Source organism: Bacteroidales bacterium, from assembly GCA_014860575.1.
Lineage (GTDB): Bacteria > Bacteroidota > Bacteroidia > Bacteroidales > JAAYJT01 > JAAYJT01.
The window spans coordinates 155,244-172,063 of record JACZJK010000057.1; the positions used below are offsets into that span (position 1 = coordinate 155,244).

The following is a 16,820-nucleotide window of genomic DNA, read 5'->3' on the forward strand; positions in this document are numbered from 1 at the left end:
CCTCTCTGAATTAAAAAAGCCAATGATGTTTGTTGTAATCAACATTCTCTTATTCTCTTTTAAATCAAATCTTTGCTTCATTGCGTCTTAGCGGTGTGAGTTATCCAGTTTAGACTGTTTACAAATAGGATTGTATATATTTGTAGGCTGTTACCAAACAAGTGCTGGCCAGATTTGTTGTAACCCTAAGATAACCAAATACTAACACCTGATGAAAACCAAAACCATTACACCTTTCCTTCTGATAAGCCTGTTTTTCACTGTTTTTGCTCCGCTCGCGAAATCGCAAACACAAAGCGCAGGTAATTTTTCACTGATGTTCCGTACGGGAGATTATCATACGACGGAAAACATCCAGGAGTTCATTGGCGACTTCAACACAAAGGAACATACCGATGTGTTGTACCGGATTATACAATTCAATGAAATCCCGAACCGCTTAACCCGCGATTTACTCGCCAGTGAAGGAATTATTTTATACGATTATATCCCTAACATGTCGTATTACGCGGCTATCAATCCCGGTGCGAACCCGGCAGTATTGCAACAATATAAGGCCCGGGCGGTGCTTGAAATTCAACCTGCTTACAAACTCGACTTAACGCTTTTCACTCAGGATTATCCTGAGTATGCTTTAAGAGAAGGTAACCGCATAGAATTATTCGTGCATCACTTTCTTACTGTTGAACAATCGCAACTGACCAGCCAGTTCGCAGCCAGGAACATTCATCTGGTTGAAAATGGTTTCACGTCAGGATATATGCTTGTTTCAGCGCCAATTGAAGAGATCAGCTGGTTGGCTGCTCAGGATTATATTCAGTTTATTGAACCAATATATCCGCCTTCAGAACCCGAAAATGGCACTGCCACCACCCTGCACAGGTCAACAAGCATTAACAGTGCCCATTCTCTTGGCCGAAAGTATAATGGCAGTGGTGTTAATGTCATGTTGCAGGACGACGGAATTGTCGGCCCACACATTGACTATCAAGGAAGAATTGGTCAGCAATACGTTTCCTACAATTCAGGTGATCATGGCGATCATATTGCCGGAACCATCATGGGATCTGGCAATCTTGATCCAAAAGCACAGGGAATGGCGCCGGCATCAACGCTGTACGTTTATGGCGCTTCCGGTTATCAGGGCTTTAATCTGCTTGCGAACCACTATAGTTTGCCAGGAATCCGGATTACATCAACTTCTTACAGCAATGGCTGCAATGCAGGTTATACATCGCTGGCCCGGACGATGGATCAGCAGTCGAGGTTAATGCCAGCCCTGATGCATGTTTTCTCAGCCGGTAACGATGGAACAAGCAACTGTGGCTACGGAGCAGGTTCGGGCTGGGGAAATATTACCGGCGGGCATAAAGCCGGGAAAAATGTATTCGCTGTAGGCAATGTAAACCTTACTGATGGCTTATCAAACTCCAGCAGTCGGGGCCCCGCACACGATGGACGTATAAAGCCTGAGATTGTAGCAAAAGGTTCATCAGTAAACTCCACTACAAATCCAAACCTGTACACATTGAAGTCTGGAACTTCTATGGCTTGCCCCGGAATTTCAGGAGTATTGGCGCAGTTATACCAGGCACATCGCCTGAATAATGAAGGCGCTGATCCCAATGGTGGTCTCATGAAAGCCATTTTAATGAACACAGCCGACGATCTCGGCAATGCAGGCCCTGATTTCCGTTTCGGATTTGGCCGTGTCAATGCGCTCAGGGCGGCCAAAACAATTGAAGAGTATCGTTACGATTCAACCCAAATAGAACAAGGCGAAGTGATAACGCATTTGCTTGAGGTTCCTGAAGATCTTCATGAACTCAGGATTATGCTCTATTGGACTGACTACGAAGCCAGCATCGGTGCAAGCAAGGCCCTGGTAAACAATCTTAATCTCGTCGTCACCGATCCTGAAGAAGAAGCTTTTCTTCCCTGGATACTGGATCACACACCCAACCCGGTAAATCTCAATACACCTGCGGTTCGCGGTGTGGATAGCATCAACAATGTAGAACAGGTAACCATCAAAAACCCACTTTCCGGCACGTATGAGATCAGCATCACAGGTCATTTGATCCCGCAAGGTCCCCAGCCCTATTTTTTCACCTGGGAATTTATCACGCCGGGGTTAATGATAACCTACCCATTTGGTGGCGAGTCGTTTGCGCCGGGCGAAACTGAAATGATCAGGTGGGATGCATCAGACAGTGATGAACCATTCACACTTGAATATTCGCTGGATAATGGAGCGACCTGGACGCTGATTGCCGAAAACATCAGTTCCGTTCAAAGATATTATAATTGGATTGTTCCGGTGGCCGCTACCCACGAAGCAATCGTAAGAATCTCCCGTGGTGACCAAAGCGCAACCGGTGATTTTCCGTTCAATATCATTGGTGTTCCTGCGAACCTAAACATTGACTGGTCTTGCCAGACTTCTTTCAGGTTAACCTGGGAACCTGTTTACGGGGCTAGCCAATACATAGTTAGAATTCTGGGCGAGAAGTATATGGACTCAATTGCGGTTACTCCCCTCACTTCCTATATTTTCAGCGATGTCACAACAGCAGAAACATGGGTTTCAGTGCAGGCTATCAGCGATGATGGCATAGTTGGCCGCAGGGCTAACTCATTGCGAAAAACTGCAGGAATGTTCAACTGCCAGCAGGCTGATCTCACGATGGAAGACATAACATCCACAGCATGGCGTGTTTATCACACCTGTAGCGATCTGACTGAATTCCCCGTAGCTGTGTCAATCAGGAATATTGCTGCAGATTCAATTGATAATTTTACTGCAGGCTTCAATGTTAACGGAAGTGAAGATATTAGTGAATTTCAGGGTATTATATTGCCGCCCGATAGCAGCGCTATGGTTCAGTTTACAACCCTCATTGATCTTTCTGAACCGGGGGAACACATCCTGAAAGTATGGGTTAACCATCCGGATGACACAAACAACAACAATGACACGATCACGCAGGTCATTCGCGTTTTAGATGGCGATGCCATTGTTCCATACCCTTATTACAGTCAGGATTTTGAAGATTTTGAACGTTGTATGACATGGCCCACCTGTGAGCAGTATTCCTGCCCTATCGGAGATGAATGGGTGAACCTCATCAACAACTCTGAAGACCAGATTGACTGGCGCACACATGGTGGCAATACCCCTTCGGTAGGTACGGGCCCTTCAGTGGATCATACCACCGGCACTGCTGAAGGCAACTATCTTTATCTTGAAGCCTCCGTTTTGTGCTTCAACCGCGAAGGCCTCCTGCTCTCGCCATGCTTCGACTTTACCGCAGCCGATGCTGCAGCCCTTAGTTTCTGGTATCACATGTGGGGGGTTAATACTGGCCGTTTGCATGTAGATGCTTTTATGAACAACATGATTTACCTGGATATCATCCCGCCACTCATCAGCGATCAGGGCAACGACTGGCAGCAAGCCATTATCCCACTAAATGAGTTCTTAGGCAATAAAGTGAATTTCAGGTTCAGAGGTGTAACCGGTCCTGACCAGTTAAGCGATATAGCCATTGATGATATTGAAATATCAATGCTAACCGGAATGCCGGGGATGAATGTGCTATCAATGAACATGAATATCTTTCCGAACCCAAATACAGGGGTGTTTACACTAGCAATCAACGACCCTAACCCTGGACAGCTGGCGGTGACTATTACTGATCTGATGGGCAAAACAGTTTACGAAACCATGCTGCAAACTAATGGTCTTCCTCTAACCAGGCAGATTGACCTAAGCAATTTGCCTTCAGGAGTATATTTTCTAGTTGCCGGGAATAGTGCTGGACAGACACAGCGCAAGCTGATCAAGCAATAGTTAAAATTCATTTATTCTAATTTCTTGCGCTCTGGTGGGTATTTCGCCAGAGCGCTTTTATTTTAAATGTCCCGTCTCATAGCGATAGTATCGCTCAAAGCGATCCTATCGCTAAAACACACCCAGAACCACCCCAAGCCCTTTCTCCCAATTTGGTGGGAGTTTTTGCATCCGGCATGATTTCGTAAAGTCAGCTACCAAAAATTTACCTGAAAGAATCGTAACTTTGCTAAAATTTATTACGCGATGAAAATCAAGTATAGTTTTTGGCAGGAAGGCGATTTCTGGCTGGGACATATTGAAGAATATCCTGATTATATGACTCAGGGTGAAACACTTGAAGAGTTGAAAGAAAATCTGAAGGATATTTACCGCGACCTCAAAAGTGATAAAATTCCTACCGTAAGAAAAACCGGAGAACTTGAAATCGCATGAAACCCAGGGATTTGATTAAGGAACCTGAATCCTCCGGCTGTATTCTGATCAGACATGGGGGCAAACATGATTGGTATCAAAATCCTTCCACAAAAAAATCTCAGCCTGTTCCACGTCACAGAGAAATCAACGAAACACTGGCCAGGCACATTATTAAATTCCTCTTGGATTAACCAAAATATTAAGTAGCGATAGTATCGCTCCAAGCGATGCTATCGCTATATCCCTCTTATCAATTCTCCAAACTCCTCATCAAACCTCTTATTCACCACATCGCAGCCGTGGTCGAACATGCGGTTGTGGTTGTCGTGGTTGGTGTGGCGGAAGCGGAATTTTTCGTCGCGCTGGGTTTCCTGGAGGATGGTGAAAGCTTCATTCAGTGCATCAGCGGGGGAATCAATCCCATTCAGTCCAAATTTCTTCAGCAATTCTGCCAGTTGCTGCCATGAAGTATGCGCAACCGCAGGATGTAATCCGGCATCGAAATGCTGTATCATCTTCTGGGTATTGGTGAAGCTGCCTCCGGTTTCGGTAGGCAGGGAAGCAGGTAGGATTAGATCAGCCTGTTCGGCCGTGGCGGTCAGGAAATAATCCTGCACCACTTTAAAGGATGCCCTGTTGAGGAATTGCTTCACTTCTTCTGGCTTCACAGCGCAACCTAGCGGGTCTTCACCAAATATGAATAGGTTCTTAAAAGCCTTGTTTTTATAGGCATCAAAAGTGCAACTGTGCTCTGTAGGCAGATCATTGATACTCCAGACTTCTTGCAACACCTTGCGGTAGTTTTCATCGTTAATGCTGCCATAGCCTGGGCCAGTTTCAGGATGCACACCCATGTCGTATAGGCCGTGGGCGTTGTTCTTTTCCTTGAGCGCCACCAGGCCGTTGGCGGTTTTGCTCAACTTGCCGGTAATCATGGCCAGGTTGAAAACTTCCTGGCAGGCGCGACCCGAGAGTTCTTTTTCGGAGAAGAACAGCACAGCGTTCATCTCGTTGTTGTAATCCACCGCCCAGCGAATCAGCATTTCCTCGCTAATACCGGATTCAATTATCAGTGCTTTAAAATCTTCGGCCAGCAACGCAGCCTTGTATTCATCGTAACCTTCGCAGCGGTCGTTGATAAACAATTGGTTCTGCAGGTTCATAGAAATCAGATAATGATTCACAGCCTTGAGGAAATGATAATAAGATTTTATCTTCATTATAGCATTCACCTTGTATTCCATGCTGCTATGTTCGCGAACCGTAACCACCTCAACAGGCGTGCCTTTGCGGAAGCTGATGTTGTTGACCATAAATCCAGCCACAGCATGGTCGGTATTGATTTCCGAACCCAACAGGATGAAGCGTGAAGCCCCTTCAAGCTGGTCGAGGGGAACGTTGGCCAGGGAATTATTGCGGTAGCCACTGCCCCGCCCGAAATAATGGAAACTGCTCACATTGTTGGTCTGGGCGCCAGCACGGGCCAATTTCTGAACCAGGTACAATTCCTCGTTACTAAGTCGTGCGCCGGCGAAAAAATAGTTTTCTTCCGGTTTCGCCGCTTTGATTTTCTCTGCAATCAAGTCGTAAGCTTGCTCAAAGCTGATGGGTTCGAACCTGCCGTTCACTTTCAGCATGGGTTGTTTGAGGCGTGAGCGATCGTTCATAAAATTATAGCCGAATTTGGGATAGCGGCAGAGGTTGCCGTCTTTGTTCACGAGGCCGCTGGCGCCTGTAACCCGCATCACAAAACCATTGCGGTGGTGCAATTGGATCGTACAACCAATGGAGCAGAAATTACAGATGGTTTCCACAACTTCGGTTTTTACCGGACCGGGCTTGAATTTGGTGTTTTCAATGATAGCGCCTGTCGGACAAGCCGAAATGCACAATCCGCAGGATTCGCAGGTGGTTTCCTGCAAAGGCAGTTCCATGCTGGGCGCAACAAAAGTATCGAATCCCCGGTTAATCAATCCCAGTGCATTTGCACCCACAACTTCATGGCAGATGCGGATGCATCGGGAACAAAGGATGCATTTATTGTTGTCAATCTCAATGTATGGATGGCGGAAATCCACCTCATATTGTTTGAACTCGCCTTCGTAATGTTTTTGTTCAGCATTGTATTCTGTAGAAAGGTCTTTGAGATCGCAACTGAAAAGTTCAACGCAGCCGCACTCCAGGCAGCGATGGCTTTCGGTGATGGCCACTTCCTCGTTTTCGTAACCCAATTCCACTTCTTTAAAATTATTTCGGGCTTCCGCCGGAAGCGTGGGCATTTCGTGACGCATTTGGGTCGCAAATTTCCCAGCATAATCCTCTTTTGGTTGCTCCTTGAAATTGTCCTTTTTGCTGATGAACTGTTTTTTCATTGGAAGAACCGGTTCGCCTTTCAAAAAGAGATCGCAACTATGCGAGGCAATGCGTGCCTGGGCGATGGCCTCAATCAGGGTGGCCGGGCCAGTAACACCATCGCCGGCGGCAAAAACAGAGGGAATGCCGGTTTGCAGTGTGTTTTTGTTGGCGTCAATATCGCCCCATTTGTTCACCACGAGCTGACCGTTGTTGGCGTCACTGTTGATGTTGTCAATAAAGTTCACATCGGTTTTCTGCCCAATGGCAGCCAACATGTAATCCAGTTCTATGTCAAAGTCAGAACCTTCAACCGGCACAGGACGTCTGCGACCTGAAGCATCTGGTTCGCCTAATTCCATGCGTAAACAAGTTACAGATTTCAGGTTGCCATTTTCATCTTTATTGATGCGCAATGGGTTCGTAAGAAACAAATATTCAACACCTTCCAGCTTTGATTCATGGATCTCAATGGGATTGGCGGGCATCTCTTTTTCGGTTCGCCTATAAATAACATAGACCTTTTCAGCGCCGCAACGCAGCGAAGTGCGGCAGCAGTCCATGGCAGTATTTCCACCACCTACCACGGCCACGGTTTTTCCGCGGAAATCCATCTTCTCGCCGGTGAGTTCCATCTTTTTCAGGAAATCAATGCCTGAAAGCACGTTGCCAGCATCATCTCCATCGCAACCCACACGCGTTCCTTTTTGCGAACCGATGCCGAGGATCACTGAATCGTAATTCTCCTGCAAATCTTTGTAGCTGAGGTTATCGCCCAGGCGCATGTTGTAATGGATGTTGGCGCCCATTTCGGTGATGTTGTCCACTTCTTTTTGCAGCAGGTCGTTGGGCAGGCGGTATTCAGGGATGCCGTAACGCAGCCAGCCGCCAGCCTTGGGCGCGGCTTCAAAAATATCCACCGCATGGCCTTCCTTACGAAGGAAGAAAGCAGCCGATAAACCAGCAGGTCCGGCACCAATAACAGCAATTCTCTTTCCTGTTTCGGGCTTAAGCTTTGGTTTGTATTTGTCGGGTGATTTCAGGTCACGGTCTGCGGCGAAGCGCTTCAGGTAATCAATGCCCACGGCAGCGCCTTCATCCAAAAGGTTGCGGCGGCAAGCCACTTCACAGGGTCGCACACAAACACGCCCGCAAATAGCCGGCAAAGGATTGGTTTCCTTGATGATGGCCACGGCATCACTATATTTTCCCTTTTCGATCATCGAAATATAACCTTGCACATCAACGCCTGCCGGACAAGTTTGCACGCAAGGACCGAGGCAATCTGCATAATGGTTGCTCAACAGCAAGTCGAGCGCGGCTTTTCGCGCCTTGCGAACTTTTTCATTATTAGTGTTCAGTACCATGCCTTCAGTTAGCAAGGTACTGCAGGAAGGTTGCAAATTTTTCATACCTTCCACTTCCACCACACACACATAACAACTCGAATAGGGTTCGAGCCGTGGATCGTTGCAGAGTGTTGGAATCTCAATGCCATAGCGGTTTGCCAGTTTGAGAATGGTCTCATTTTTAAGGCCATTTACCTTTTTGCCGTCGAGTAAGATGTTCAAGTTGTCCATTATTAATCTTCCATTAAGTTCAATGTCTAAAGTCTAAAATTCAACAAACTCTTTAAAGTTTTTTACCACATAGACACAATAGACACATAGTTTTCACATAGTTTTTAATGCCTCAGGGCTTCAATCCCCTCGCTCCCCGGGGCTTGTATTCCTTGTTTTATCATGAAGGTTGTCGCATTTGCTAACCTTGGTTATCGAAATAATTTTTCTGTTTTCGTGGTTCTCGTTATTGCCAACTGCATCTTGCCAACTGCCAACTTGATAATTTGTAGTTCTACGATAATACGATAGCATCAAACTTACACTTCGAGTAGCAAACCCCGCACCTAATGCATTTATCCTGGTCAATGAAGTGGATTTCTTTGCGGCTGCCTGAAATGGCATCTACCGGGCAGTTTTTAGCGCAGACGGTGCAACCGGTGCATTTGTCGTCGAAGACTTTGTAAGTGACCAGTTTTTTACAAGCCAGGGCAGGGCATTTCTTATCATGAATATGGGCCTGGTACTCATCCCTGAAATAGCGTAAAGTAGTTAAAACCGGGTTCGGAGCCGTCTGACCCAAGCCGCAGAGCGAGTTTTCCTTTATCTGAACCGACAGCTCTTCCAGCATTTCTATATCTCCTTCCCTTCCTTCGCCTTCGGTGATGCGCTGGAGTATTTCGAGCATGCGTTTTGTTCCAATGCGGCAGAAAGTACATTTTCCGCAACTTTCCTTTTGGGTGAAATCGAGGAAAAATTTAGCAACATCCACCATGCAGGTGGTTTCGTCCATTACCACCATTCCACCCGAACCCATGATGGCGCCAGTTGCGTTTACGGAATCATAATCTACAATGGTGTCAGCCATGTACTCGGGAATGCAACCACCGGAAGGGCCGCCCAATTGCACTGCTTTAAAACGTTTGTTATCCTTTATGCCGCCGGCAATCTTAAAAATAATATCCCTGATGCTGATACCCATCGGTACTTCTACCAGGCCTGAGCGTTTTACTTTTCCTGCCAGCGCAAATACTTTGGTTCCTTTGCTTTTTTCGGTTCCATATTTTGCATAAGCAGGAGCGCCATTGCTAACAATCCAGGGAATATTGGCAAAAGTTTCAACATTGTTGATGTTGGTAGGTTTTTTCCATAAACCGGAAACAGCCGGGAAAGGCGGCCTTTTACGCGGCATGCCACGCTGACCTTCAATTGAGGCGATCAATGCGGTTTCTTCGCCGCAAACGAAAGCGCCTGCGCCTTCTTTTATATAAATATCAAAGTCGAACCCTTCATTTCCTAAAATATTTTCACCCAGATAGCCCTTGGTTCGCGCCTGATCAAGAGCAATGTTCAAGCGTTTGATGGCCAAAGGGTACTCGGCGCGACAGTAGATTACGCCCCCGGTTGCACTGATTGAGTAGGCAGCAATGATCATTCCTTCCAGCACGGAATGTGGGTCGCCTTCCAGTAAGGAGCGATCCATAAATGCGCCAGGGTCGCCCTCGTCAGCATTGCAGATTACATATTTTTCGTCAGATTGGTTATTGGCTGCGAACCTCCATTTCAGTCCGGTGGGGAAACCGCCTCCTCCACGACCCCGTAAACCACTATCAAGTACAGTTTGAATTATGGCAGCAGGTTCGGTTTTATGAATCGCAATATCTTTAATGGCCTTGTAGCCACCTCTGAGCTCATATTCTTCGATGTTTTCCGGGTCAATAAAGCCGCAATTGCGCAGGGCAATTTTTACCTGGGCATCAAGGAAAGTATTATCCTCCGTAACGAACAAGTCGGTTTTAACCACGTATTCTTTGACAGGATTGCCTTGCGTGATGTGTTTATCAATGATCTCAATAGCGCGGGATTCGTCAACCTCCCCATAAAGGTATGAACCACTTTCATCAATAATCTCAACCAGCGGTTCGCGGTAACACATGCCGACGCAGCTGGTTTTCTTCAGCTCAATACCAAGCTTTTCTGCGTCATTTAACGCTTTAATCTTTTCATAAGTTTTGTTAGCTCCTGCGGCCACACCGCAGCTTCCAAGTCCTACAATTACCTGAGTCCTGCTCATATCATTTTACGATTTACGATTCGTTTGAAAGTTCAAAGTTCCAAGTTCAAAATTCAAAATCCCAAGCCCAAATTCCAAGTTCAAATTCCCAATTCAAAGTCTAAAGCCTTCTCCACCAATTAACCATTCACATTCTTAACCATTTCACCACAAACATTTTAAGTCAGTCAATCCCCCTAACCCCCTTCGCCAAGGGGGATGCGCTCTTCGCAAACTTTATCTAAACATCATTCCATTACTCCATTACTCCACCAATTGACCAATCAACTATTTGACTATTGACTATTTGACCATCACAATCAATTACTCTCCTTAATGCGTATGTTTTTCACAATCTTCACAGCCTCGTTCCCGGTGAGCTTGCCGTAGGTTCCATCGCCAATCATCATTACGGGTGCAAGTGAACAGCAACCGAGGCATGCAACCGATTCGAGTGTGAAAAGACGGTCTTCAGTGGTTTCGCCATCTTTAATTTTAAGTGCATCCTCCAACGCCTCACTGATCACGTTGGCGTTCTGAACATGACAGGCTGTTCCATGGCAAACTTTTATGATATGCTTGCCCACAGGTTTCAGGCGAAATTGTGCATAAAAAGTTGCAACACCAAAAAGATTGCTGAGGCTCAACCCTGTTTCACTGGCAAGTTTGATAAATACCTCATGCGGCAAGTATCCGTAGAGTTCCTGTGCGCCTTGTAGCAACGGAATAACGTTGCCTTTTTTACCCTTGTATTTTTTAATGAGCTTATCCAACAATCCCAGGTCAACCGGTTCGTCATTAATAGATTGGGATTTTGTGTTTATTCGTGCAATACGCATGTTGTAATAGTATTGAATGAGGGGTTAAAAGTACTTGTTATTTTTAAATTAAAGCCTGTTTATCAGTAATTTAGAGTGGTTTTAAATAAGTGTGATTCCTGATAAATTTAATGCTTATCAAATGTTGTTGTTTTCAAATGTGATGAGTGAAATCCGTTTCCGGCCATCCATTCGCACCGTCAAAGGTTTTTCGAACCTCACATGTTTAAAGAAACCGCTTTGCTTTACCAATTGCTGTTTATCCAGCATTTCCCAGCGTACAAAGTTCCTTGAATTGATGTATGGCAACGAGAAGTATCCAACGTTCATAGAGGTCACATTATGAAAGAAATGCGAGCCTGATGAAGCATCCAAAGGAAATCCTTCTAAAGCCGTTTCAACAATGATTTTAGCGTTGGATATCTGAGGCCAGTTAACCGGTATGCCTATCCATCGGTCGCGGGTGCCCCAGCGGCCAGGCCCAATGAGGATATACTTTCTGTTTTCCCGGAACATTTCTGCGTTGAGTTTATCAATTTCTTCTGACATGGCCAGGGTTTGGCTTTTATCGAATTTCTCACGGTCAACATAGATGACATCAGTGATATAATCAATCATCCCATTCCCCATGCCGGTTTCGGAGAACAGGATAATGTCCTCCTCTTTAATATCATCGAGATCAATATCATAATCCTGTTCATTGCCAATGAGAGGCTTGATCTGAAGCAAATAAAAAGATGCTTTCATCTCTTTATCTTTTTTCAGATCCACGGCAAATTCAATTTCCACCGGCGTACCCATGGCTTCTTTTACTACATCCAGCACCGCTTCAATGGTTTTTGCCAATGGTGCATAGTTGTATTTGAGCACATCGGCAAAATTGACAATGCGAGGCCCTGCTGAAGTTAAGCCTGGGCTGATGCGATTGCTGTCAGGGTCGTATACAGATGCAAGATGGCTAAGTGTTCCATGCATTTCGGCGTCGCTGATAGGAAGTTTAGCAAGGCCGGCGGTGTCACCTTCAAGGAGATTCAAATCTTTTTTTGCCAGATCCACAGCAAAGAAATCAACCTGAGAATTACGGTACAAATCTTTAGGCGAATTGATGTCAGTCTCAGGATATTTAGGTGAGAACCGGTAAGCCCGCTCGCCCTCAACCACGTATTTTCCCAAACCTAATGCAACTACTGCGAACCCTTCTTCTGGTTTCATGTGTGCAAAAGGATAATAATTATAAGACTGTGCGACCCCACTGATATGCGGATAAAAATAATCACCAAAACGGTTGCCGACTACTTCCTGGATCACCACAGCCATTTTCTCTTCTTCCAATTTATAGTTCACAGCCTGGATATATCCACGGGCCACATTACTATATACGGAGGCGTAAACCAGTTTTATAGCATCACTCGCCTGCTGAAGCCTGACATTTAAATCGTGATGATTATTTGGCAAAAGATAGGTCTCAAAGATGCCTGCAAAAGGCTGCATCAATGAGTCTTCGAACAAACCTGAAGACCGGATCGCAATAGGCTTTTTAATATGCCTCAATACCACTTTCAGGCGCTTCATCAGGGTGTCGGTAAGCTTTGCTTCGAGAAATACCTTTTTTAAGTCCTCGTACGGAAGCCCGTTGAAAATGCTTTCGCGAAGGTTGTTGCGTTCAATAAAGTATTCAAACTCAACGGTTCCGATCACCAGGGTCTTGGGTGCCTTCACATGGATATTAGGCACATGCTGGGTGAAATCGTAGTTAAAGATTAAGGTGTTGATAAAAGCTACACCGCGTCCTTTGCCTCCGAGTGAACCGTCCATAAGGCTAACGACATTGCTTTCGTCAGGAATGGCAGATTCTTCGAAAGGAATTATTTTACCTCTGTTTTGCTCATTCCGGAATTGCTGAATAATCTCCAGCAGATATTCCCTTAATAATTGAGGCGTTTTAAAATCAGAAACTTTCTTTGGGTTGATTATCTTTGCTACCTGGATTTCGCCACGGGCCATCAGCCACAACGAAAAATGATCTTTTTTGGCATGGAAGAAGAGCGATTCATCAGGAATAGTTTTCAGGTTGGCTTCAAACTCACGGAGTGATTTGGCAATGGCAATCTGGGACCCGGACTGGTTGCGATAAATAAAATTTCCAAAGCCCAGGTAATGAACGATAAAGCTCTTGAATTCCTCCAACAGGCTTTCGGAGTTCTTATCAATAAATGTCGCCTTAAGGTCAAATGCAATCTGAGAATTTTCGGAATCTGATGACTGGATCACAATTGGCAAATCCCTGACTTTGTCACGTATATATTCAACCAGCTTGGCACCGGCATTTTCATCGGGCACACCCTTGAGATCGTATTTCACATCGGTTATAAGACATAAGAGGTATTCTTTGTATTTGTCGAGGATTTCAACAGCCTCTTCATAATTTGATGCCAGCAATATTTTAGGACGTGCCCGCAGACGCAAGACCTTGTACAATTCATCTGTACTTACATCATCAATGATGCGCTTGGTTTGCTCCATCACAATGTTGTAGAGCATTGGCAGATAGCGGGAATAGTATTGCGGGCTATCTTCCACAAGCACAATTACCCTTACAAGTCCAACGCGGGTATCATTTTCAGCATTAATCCTGTCCTCCAGCAACTTGATCATAGCGAAAAACATCTGCGATTCGCCATTCCAGACAAACATCCGATCAACACAGGTAATCTTCTGGTTTTCTGATTTGAAGAAAGCAATATCCTTATTGTTGTTGAGCAGGAAAAAGATGGGGATATAGGGATACTCAATTTTTATTTTCTTACTGAGTTCCACCGGCAATTTCTTATCAACGCCAACCATAAAGATTATCAGATCGTAATGCTTGGCCTGCAATTGCTCAAAAGCTTCGCTTGCTGATGAAACTCCTGTGATCCTTGGCACGGACGTAAGGTTGAGTTGTGAATACTCACCCAACACATGTTCTGAGAACCGGCCCTCGCGTTCAATGCTGTAAGCGTCGTACAAATTGGCGATCAGCAAAATTTCACGCACCTTAAACGGCATCAGATCATGATATACATCACGATTGGCATTGTTCTTATTCAGAAATCGCTGGAGGAGTTGTTTGCTGGAAACCTGGGTAGCCTGCCGGCTGACGACTTTTGGTTTAAAACGTTCCTCCAGTTCAGTTTGCGATAGTATTGCCCGTGCTGAAATACTATTGAGGTATCCGGTGATGATCCCGGCCAGGTTCTCAATTAGCAAGCGCTCTTCCTTCATGAAGGGACCTTCTTCAATATCCATGAACTTGCGGGTATAAAACACTTCGATGGCGCCACTTCGGTCATCAATAGTTTTAAAACCCTGGCGTTGCATCCAAATGGTTTCTTCAAAATTTGGGGAACGGTATTCTTTTCCGTCAAACTTTATCCGGGCCACGGTATATTCCGGATATTGCCAGGCCGAGGGAAGCAACATGCATATGTGCTGCAGGGTTTCTTCGGGCGACTTGTTCTCTTTGAGGATTTCGGTGGTGCGGTTAATGGCGGCAAGTTCCTTCAGCCTTTCGCGACGTTCAAAAAGCAGTTTCTCTATATCTTCCTTGCTTACTTTGAATTCCTCTTCAATCATATCTTTTTCGTTCGTTTACTACCTTGTGTATCTGTGTAACTCATCAGGGACTTTGTCTTTTAATATGAATAACCCGGCATTTACATATCTGTTGAACTCAGAAGGACTTCTTAACTTCCTACGATTCTGTATTTTATCTTTCAGCATAATTTTCCACACTTTAATTTGTTCACCACGGCCACCCTTAAAATCCTTAATACTACATATATACACCGCCGGAAGTCCTGTGAAAACTGCTTTTCAATATTACTCAGTTATCAGCAACCGGAATATGTTTTATGGGTAAAAATAATTGATATTTTTCAAAACACGTAAATCTGTGAAAATTGATTAAGTGTTTTACTGAAGCTTTTCTCCTATGCTTTTACGTGTTATTACTAATTGCATGTCCGGGTATTTCTAATAATATTTGACCACGAAAGTAATGACTTAGTTTACAGTTGGTTTTGTTATATGTTCAGATTAAAAAAACCTCAATACATCTCGGCGCGGTTGCTTTTTTTTATTTAATATTGCCTTCGAATTTACATTTCTATTAATCACAAAATTTAACTCATATGGCAAACGGTGCATTAAAACAACTGGTTGATGATTTCATGGCTCCTGTCATCGCCAAAAATGCCGGCGAAGTAGAATTTCACCAGGCGGTTAAAGAAGTGGCAGAATCATTGCTGCCCTACATTGAAGAAAATCCCAAATACAAACATGCCAAAATCCTTCAGCGGATCGCTGAACCGGAAAGAGTGATCATGTTCCGCGTGCCCTGGCTCGATGACAAAGGCGATGTGCAGATCAACCGTGGATTTCGTATTGAAATGAACAGCGCGATTGGCCCTTACAAAGGAGGATTGCGCTTTCACCCAACGGTGAATCTTGGCATCCTGAAGTTCCTGGCCTTTGAGCAAGTGTTTAAAAACAGCCTTACCACGCTGCCTATGGGTGGTGGAAAAGGTGGTTCAGATTTTGACCCCAAAGGTAAATCCGACAATGAAGTGATGAAATTCTGCCAGAGTTTTATGAGTGAGCTGTTCCGTCATATCGGGCCCGATACCGATGTTCCTGCCGGAGATATCGGCGTTGGTTTCAGAGAAGTCGGTTATATGTACGGAATGTACAAGAAGATTAGAAACGAATCAACTGGAGTTTTAACTGGAAAAGGATTGACATATGGTGGATCCCTTGTCAGAAAAGAAGCTACAGGTTATGGTCTTTGCTACTTTGTCCAAGAGATGCTCAAAGTTTATCGCAACGATGATATGAAAGATAAAAGAGTCATCATTTCCGGATCAGGAAAAGTTGGCTTGTATGCCGCTTTAAAAGCCCGCGAAATGGGCGCAAGAGTTGTTGCCATGTCTGATGTGAACGGCTATGTCTATGATCCAAATGGCATTGACATCGATATCGTCAGGAACCTGACAATTGAAGCACCAGAATTCTCGACCAAATATCAAGAATTCCGTTCCAATGCAATCTATAATGAAAATCCTACCGACATCTGGAAACTTCCTTGCGATATCGCGCTTCCTTGCGCGACGCAAAACGAACTTCCACTTGAAGGCGCAAAGGCACTTGTCGCAAACGGCTGCTTCCTAGTAGCAGAAGGCGCAAATATGCCAACGACCCTAGATGCCACTAAATATCTGCAACACGCTGATATTTTATTTGCACCAGGTAAAGCTGCCAATGCCGGCGGCGTAGCCGTGTCAGGCCTAGAAATGAGCCAAAATGCTATGCATTATCCCTGGTCATATGCTGAAGTTGATGAAAAACTAGAAATCATTATGTCAGACATATTTAAGAAAGCATATTCTGAAGCCAGAAAATATACCGATCACAGAAACTTGGTCATCGGGGCAAATATTGCCGGTTTCATGCGCATTTATCAAGCAATGCTTGATCAAGGAATCGTCTAAAGTGGCAGTAGTCAAGGCACCCGATATCCTACTTCCGAAACAGAGCATCGATTATCATAAGTGGGCTGTAATCGCCTGTGACCAGTTCACGAGCGAAAAAGCATATTGGAATCAAGTTCACCAACTTGTGGATAATGTTCCCTCAACTTACCATATCATCCTGCCGGAAGCTTATTTGGATATGGGTTTTGAAACCAGAATCAAAAGTGTCAACGAAAACATGGATCTTTATCTAAGATC

9 protein-coding genes are annotated in these 16,820 nt (G+C 44.9%); 5 read left to right on the forward strand and 4 right to left on the reverse strand.

Annotated elements, in window-relative coordinates:
- Positions 1-211: 211 nt before the first annotated feature.
- From IH597_16035 to IH597_16045, 3 genes are all read left to right on the forward strand, one after another.
- The gene (locus IH597_16035; GenBank protein ID MBE0663968.1) at positions 212-3,853 is read left to right on the forward strand and encodes a S8 family serine peptidase; all 3,642 of its coding nucleotides are present in this window, start codon (positions 212-214) and stop codon (positions 3,851-3,853) included.
- Positions 3,854-4,099: 246 nt separating this feature from the next.
- The gene (locus IH597_16040; GenBank protein MBE0663969.1) at positions 4,100-4,288 is read left to right on the forward strand and encodes a type II toxin-antitoxin system HicB family antitoxin; all 189 of its coding nucleotides are present in this window, start codon (positions 4,100-4,102) and stop codon (positions 4,286-4,288) included.
- Positions 4,285-4,461 (forward strand): type II toxin-antitoxin system HicA family toxin, encoded by a 177-nt coding sequence (locus tag IH597_16045; protein ID MBE0663970.1) that lies wholly within the window; start codon positions 4,285-4,287, stop codon positions 4,459-4,461. The genes IH597_16040 and IH597_16045 overlap by 4 nt, the downstream gene beginning before the upstream one ends.
- Before the next feature lie 45 nt (positions 4,462-4,506).
- On the opposite strand, the gene IH597_16050 is transcribed toward IH597_16045, so the two are convergent.
- The 4 genes from IH597_16050 to IH597_16065 all read right to left on the reverse strand — a co-directional run bounded on the left by IH597_16050 (position 4,507) and on the right by IH597_16065 (position 14,100).
- Positions 4,507-8,193 carry a molybdopterin-dependent oxidoreductase gene (locus IH597_16050; protein ID MBE0663971.1) on the reverse strand — a complete coding sequence of 1,229 codons (3,687 nt, stop codon included), beginning with the start codon at positions 8,191-8,193 and terminating at the stop codon, positions 4,507-4,509.
- A gap of 283 nt (positions 8,194-8,476) precedes the next feature.
- On the reverse strand, positions 8,477-10,255 hold the full coding sequence (locus IH597_16055; GenBank protein MBE0663972.1) for an NADH-quinone oxidoreductase subunit NuoF: 1,779 nt from the start codon (positions 10,253-10,255) through the stop codon (positions 8,477-8,479).
- Positions 10,256-10,554: 299 nt separating this feature from the next.
- Positions 10,555-11,073, reverse strand: a complete 519-nt coding sequence (gene nuoE, locus IH597_16060) for an NADH-quinone oxidoreductase subunit NuoE (GenBank protein ID MBE0663973.1) — start codon at positions 11,071-11,073, stop codon at positions 10,555-10,557.
- A gap of 117 nt (positions 11,074-11,190) precedes the next feature.
- A complete protein-coding gene (locus IH597_16065) occupies positions 11,191-14,100 on the reverse strand; it encodes a pyruvate, phosphate dikinase (protein MBE0663974.1) in 2,910 nt (969 codons plus the stop codon).
- 1,124 nt (positions 14,101-15,224) lie between these two features.
- Here IH597_16065 and gdhA point away from each other — a divergent pair.
- Both gdhA and IH597_16075 read left to right on the forward strand, forming a co-directional pair.
- Entirely contained in the window at positions 15,225-16,580 is a 1,356-nt protein-coding gene (gene gdhA / locus IH597_16070; GenBank protein ID MBE0663975.1) for an NADP-specific glutamate dehydrogenase, read from the forward strand.
- On the forward strand, positions 16,474-16,820 hold a 347-nt coding region (locus tag IH597_16075; GenBank protein MBE0663976.1), incomplete at its 3' end, for a DUF1015 family protein. The genes gdhA and IH597_16075, both read left to right, overlap by 107 nt.

Bases quoted from the DNA above. Each gene is read 5' to 3' on its own strand.
- IH597_16035 (MBE0663968.1), top strand. From the start codon at position 212: ATGAAAACCAAAACCATTACACCTTTCCTTCTGATAAGCCTGTTTTTC.
- IH597_16040 (MBE0663969.1), top strand. From the start codon at position 4,100: ATGAAAATCAAGTATAGTTTTTGGCAGGAAGGCGATTTCTGGCTGGGA.
- IH597_16045 (MBE0663970.1), top strand. From the start codon at position 4,285: ATGAAACCCAGGGATTTGATTAAGGAACCTGAATCCTCCGGCTGTATT.
- IH597_16055 (MBE0663972.1), bottom strand. From the start codon at position 10,255: ATGAGCAGGACTCAGGTAATTGTAGGACTTGGAAGCTGCGGTGTGGCC.
- nuoE (MBE0663973.1), bottom strand. From the start codon at position 11,073: ATGCGTATTGCACGAATAAACACAAAATCCCAATCTATTAATGACGAA.
- IH597_16065 (MBE0663974.1), bottom strand. From the start codon at position 14,100: ATGCCGTTTAAGGTGCGTGAAATTTTGCTGATCGCCAATTTGTACGAC.
- gdhA (MBE0663975.1), top strand. From the start codon at position 15,225: ATGGCAAACGGTGCATTAAAACAACTGGTTGATGATTTCATGGCTCCT.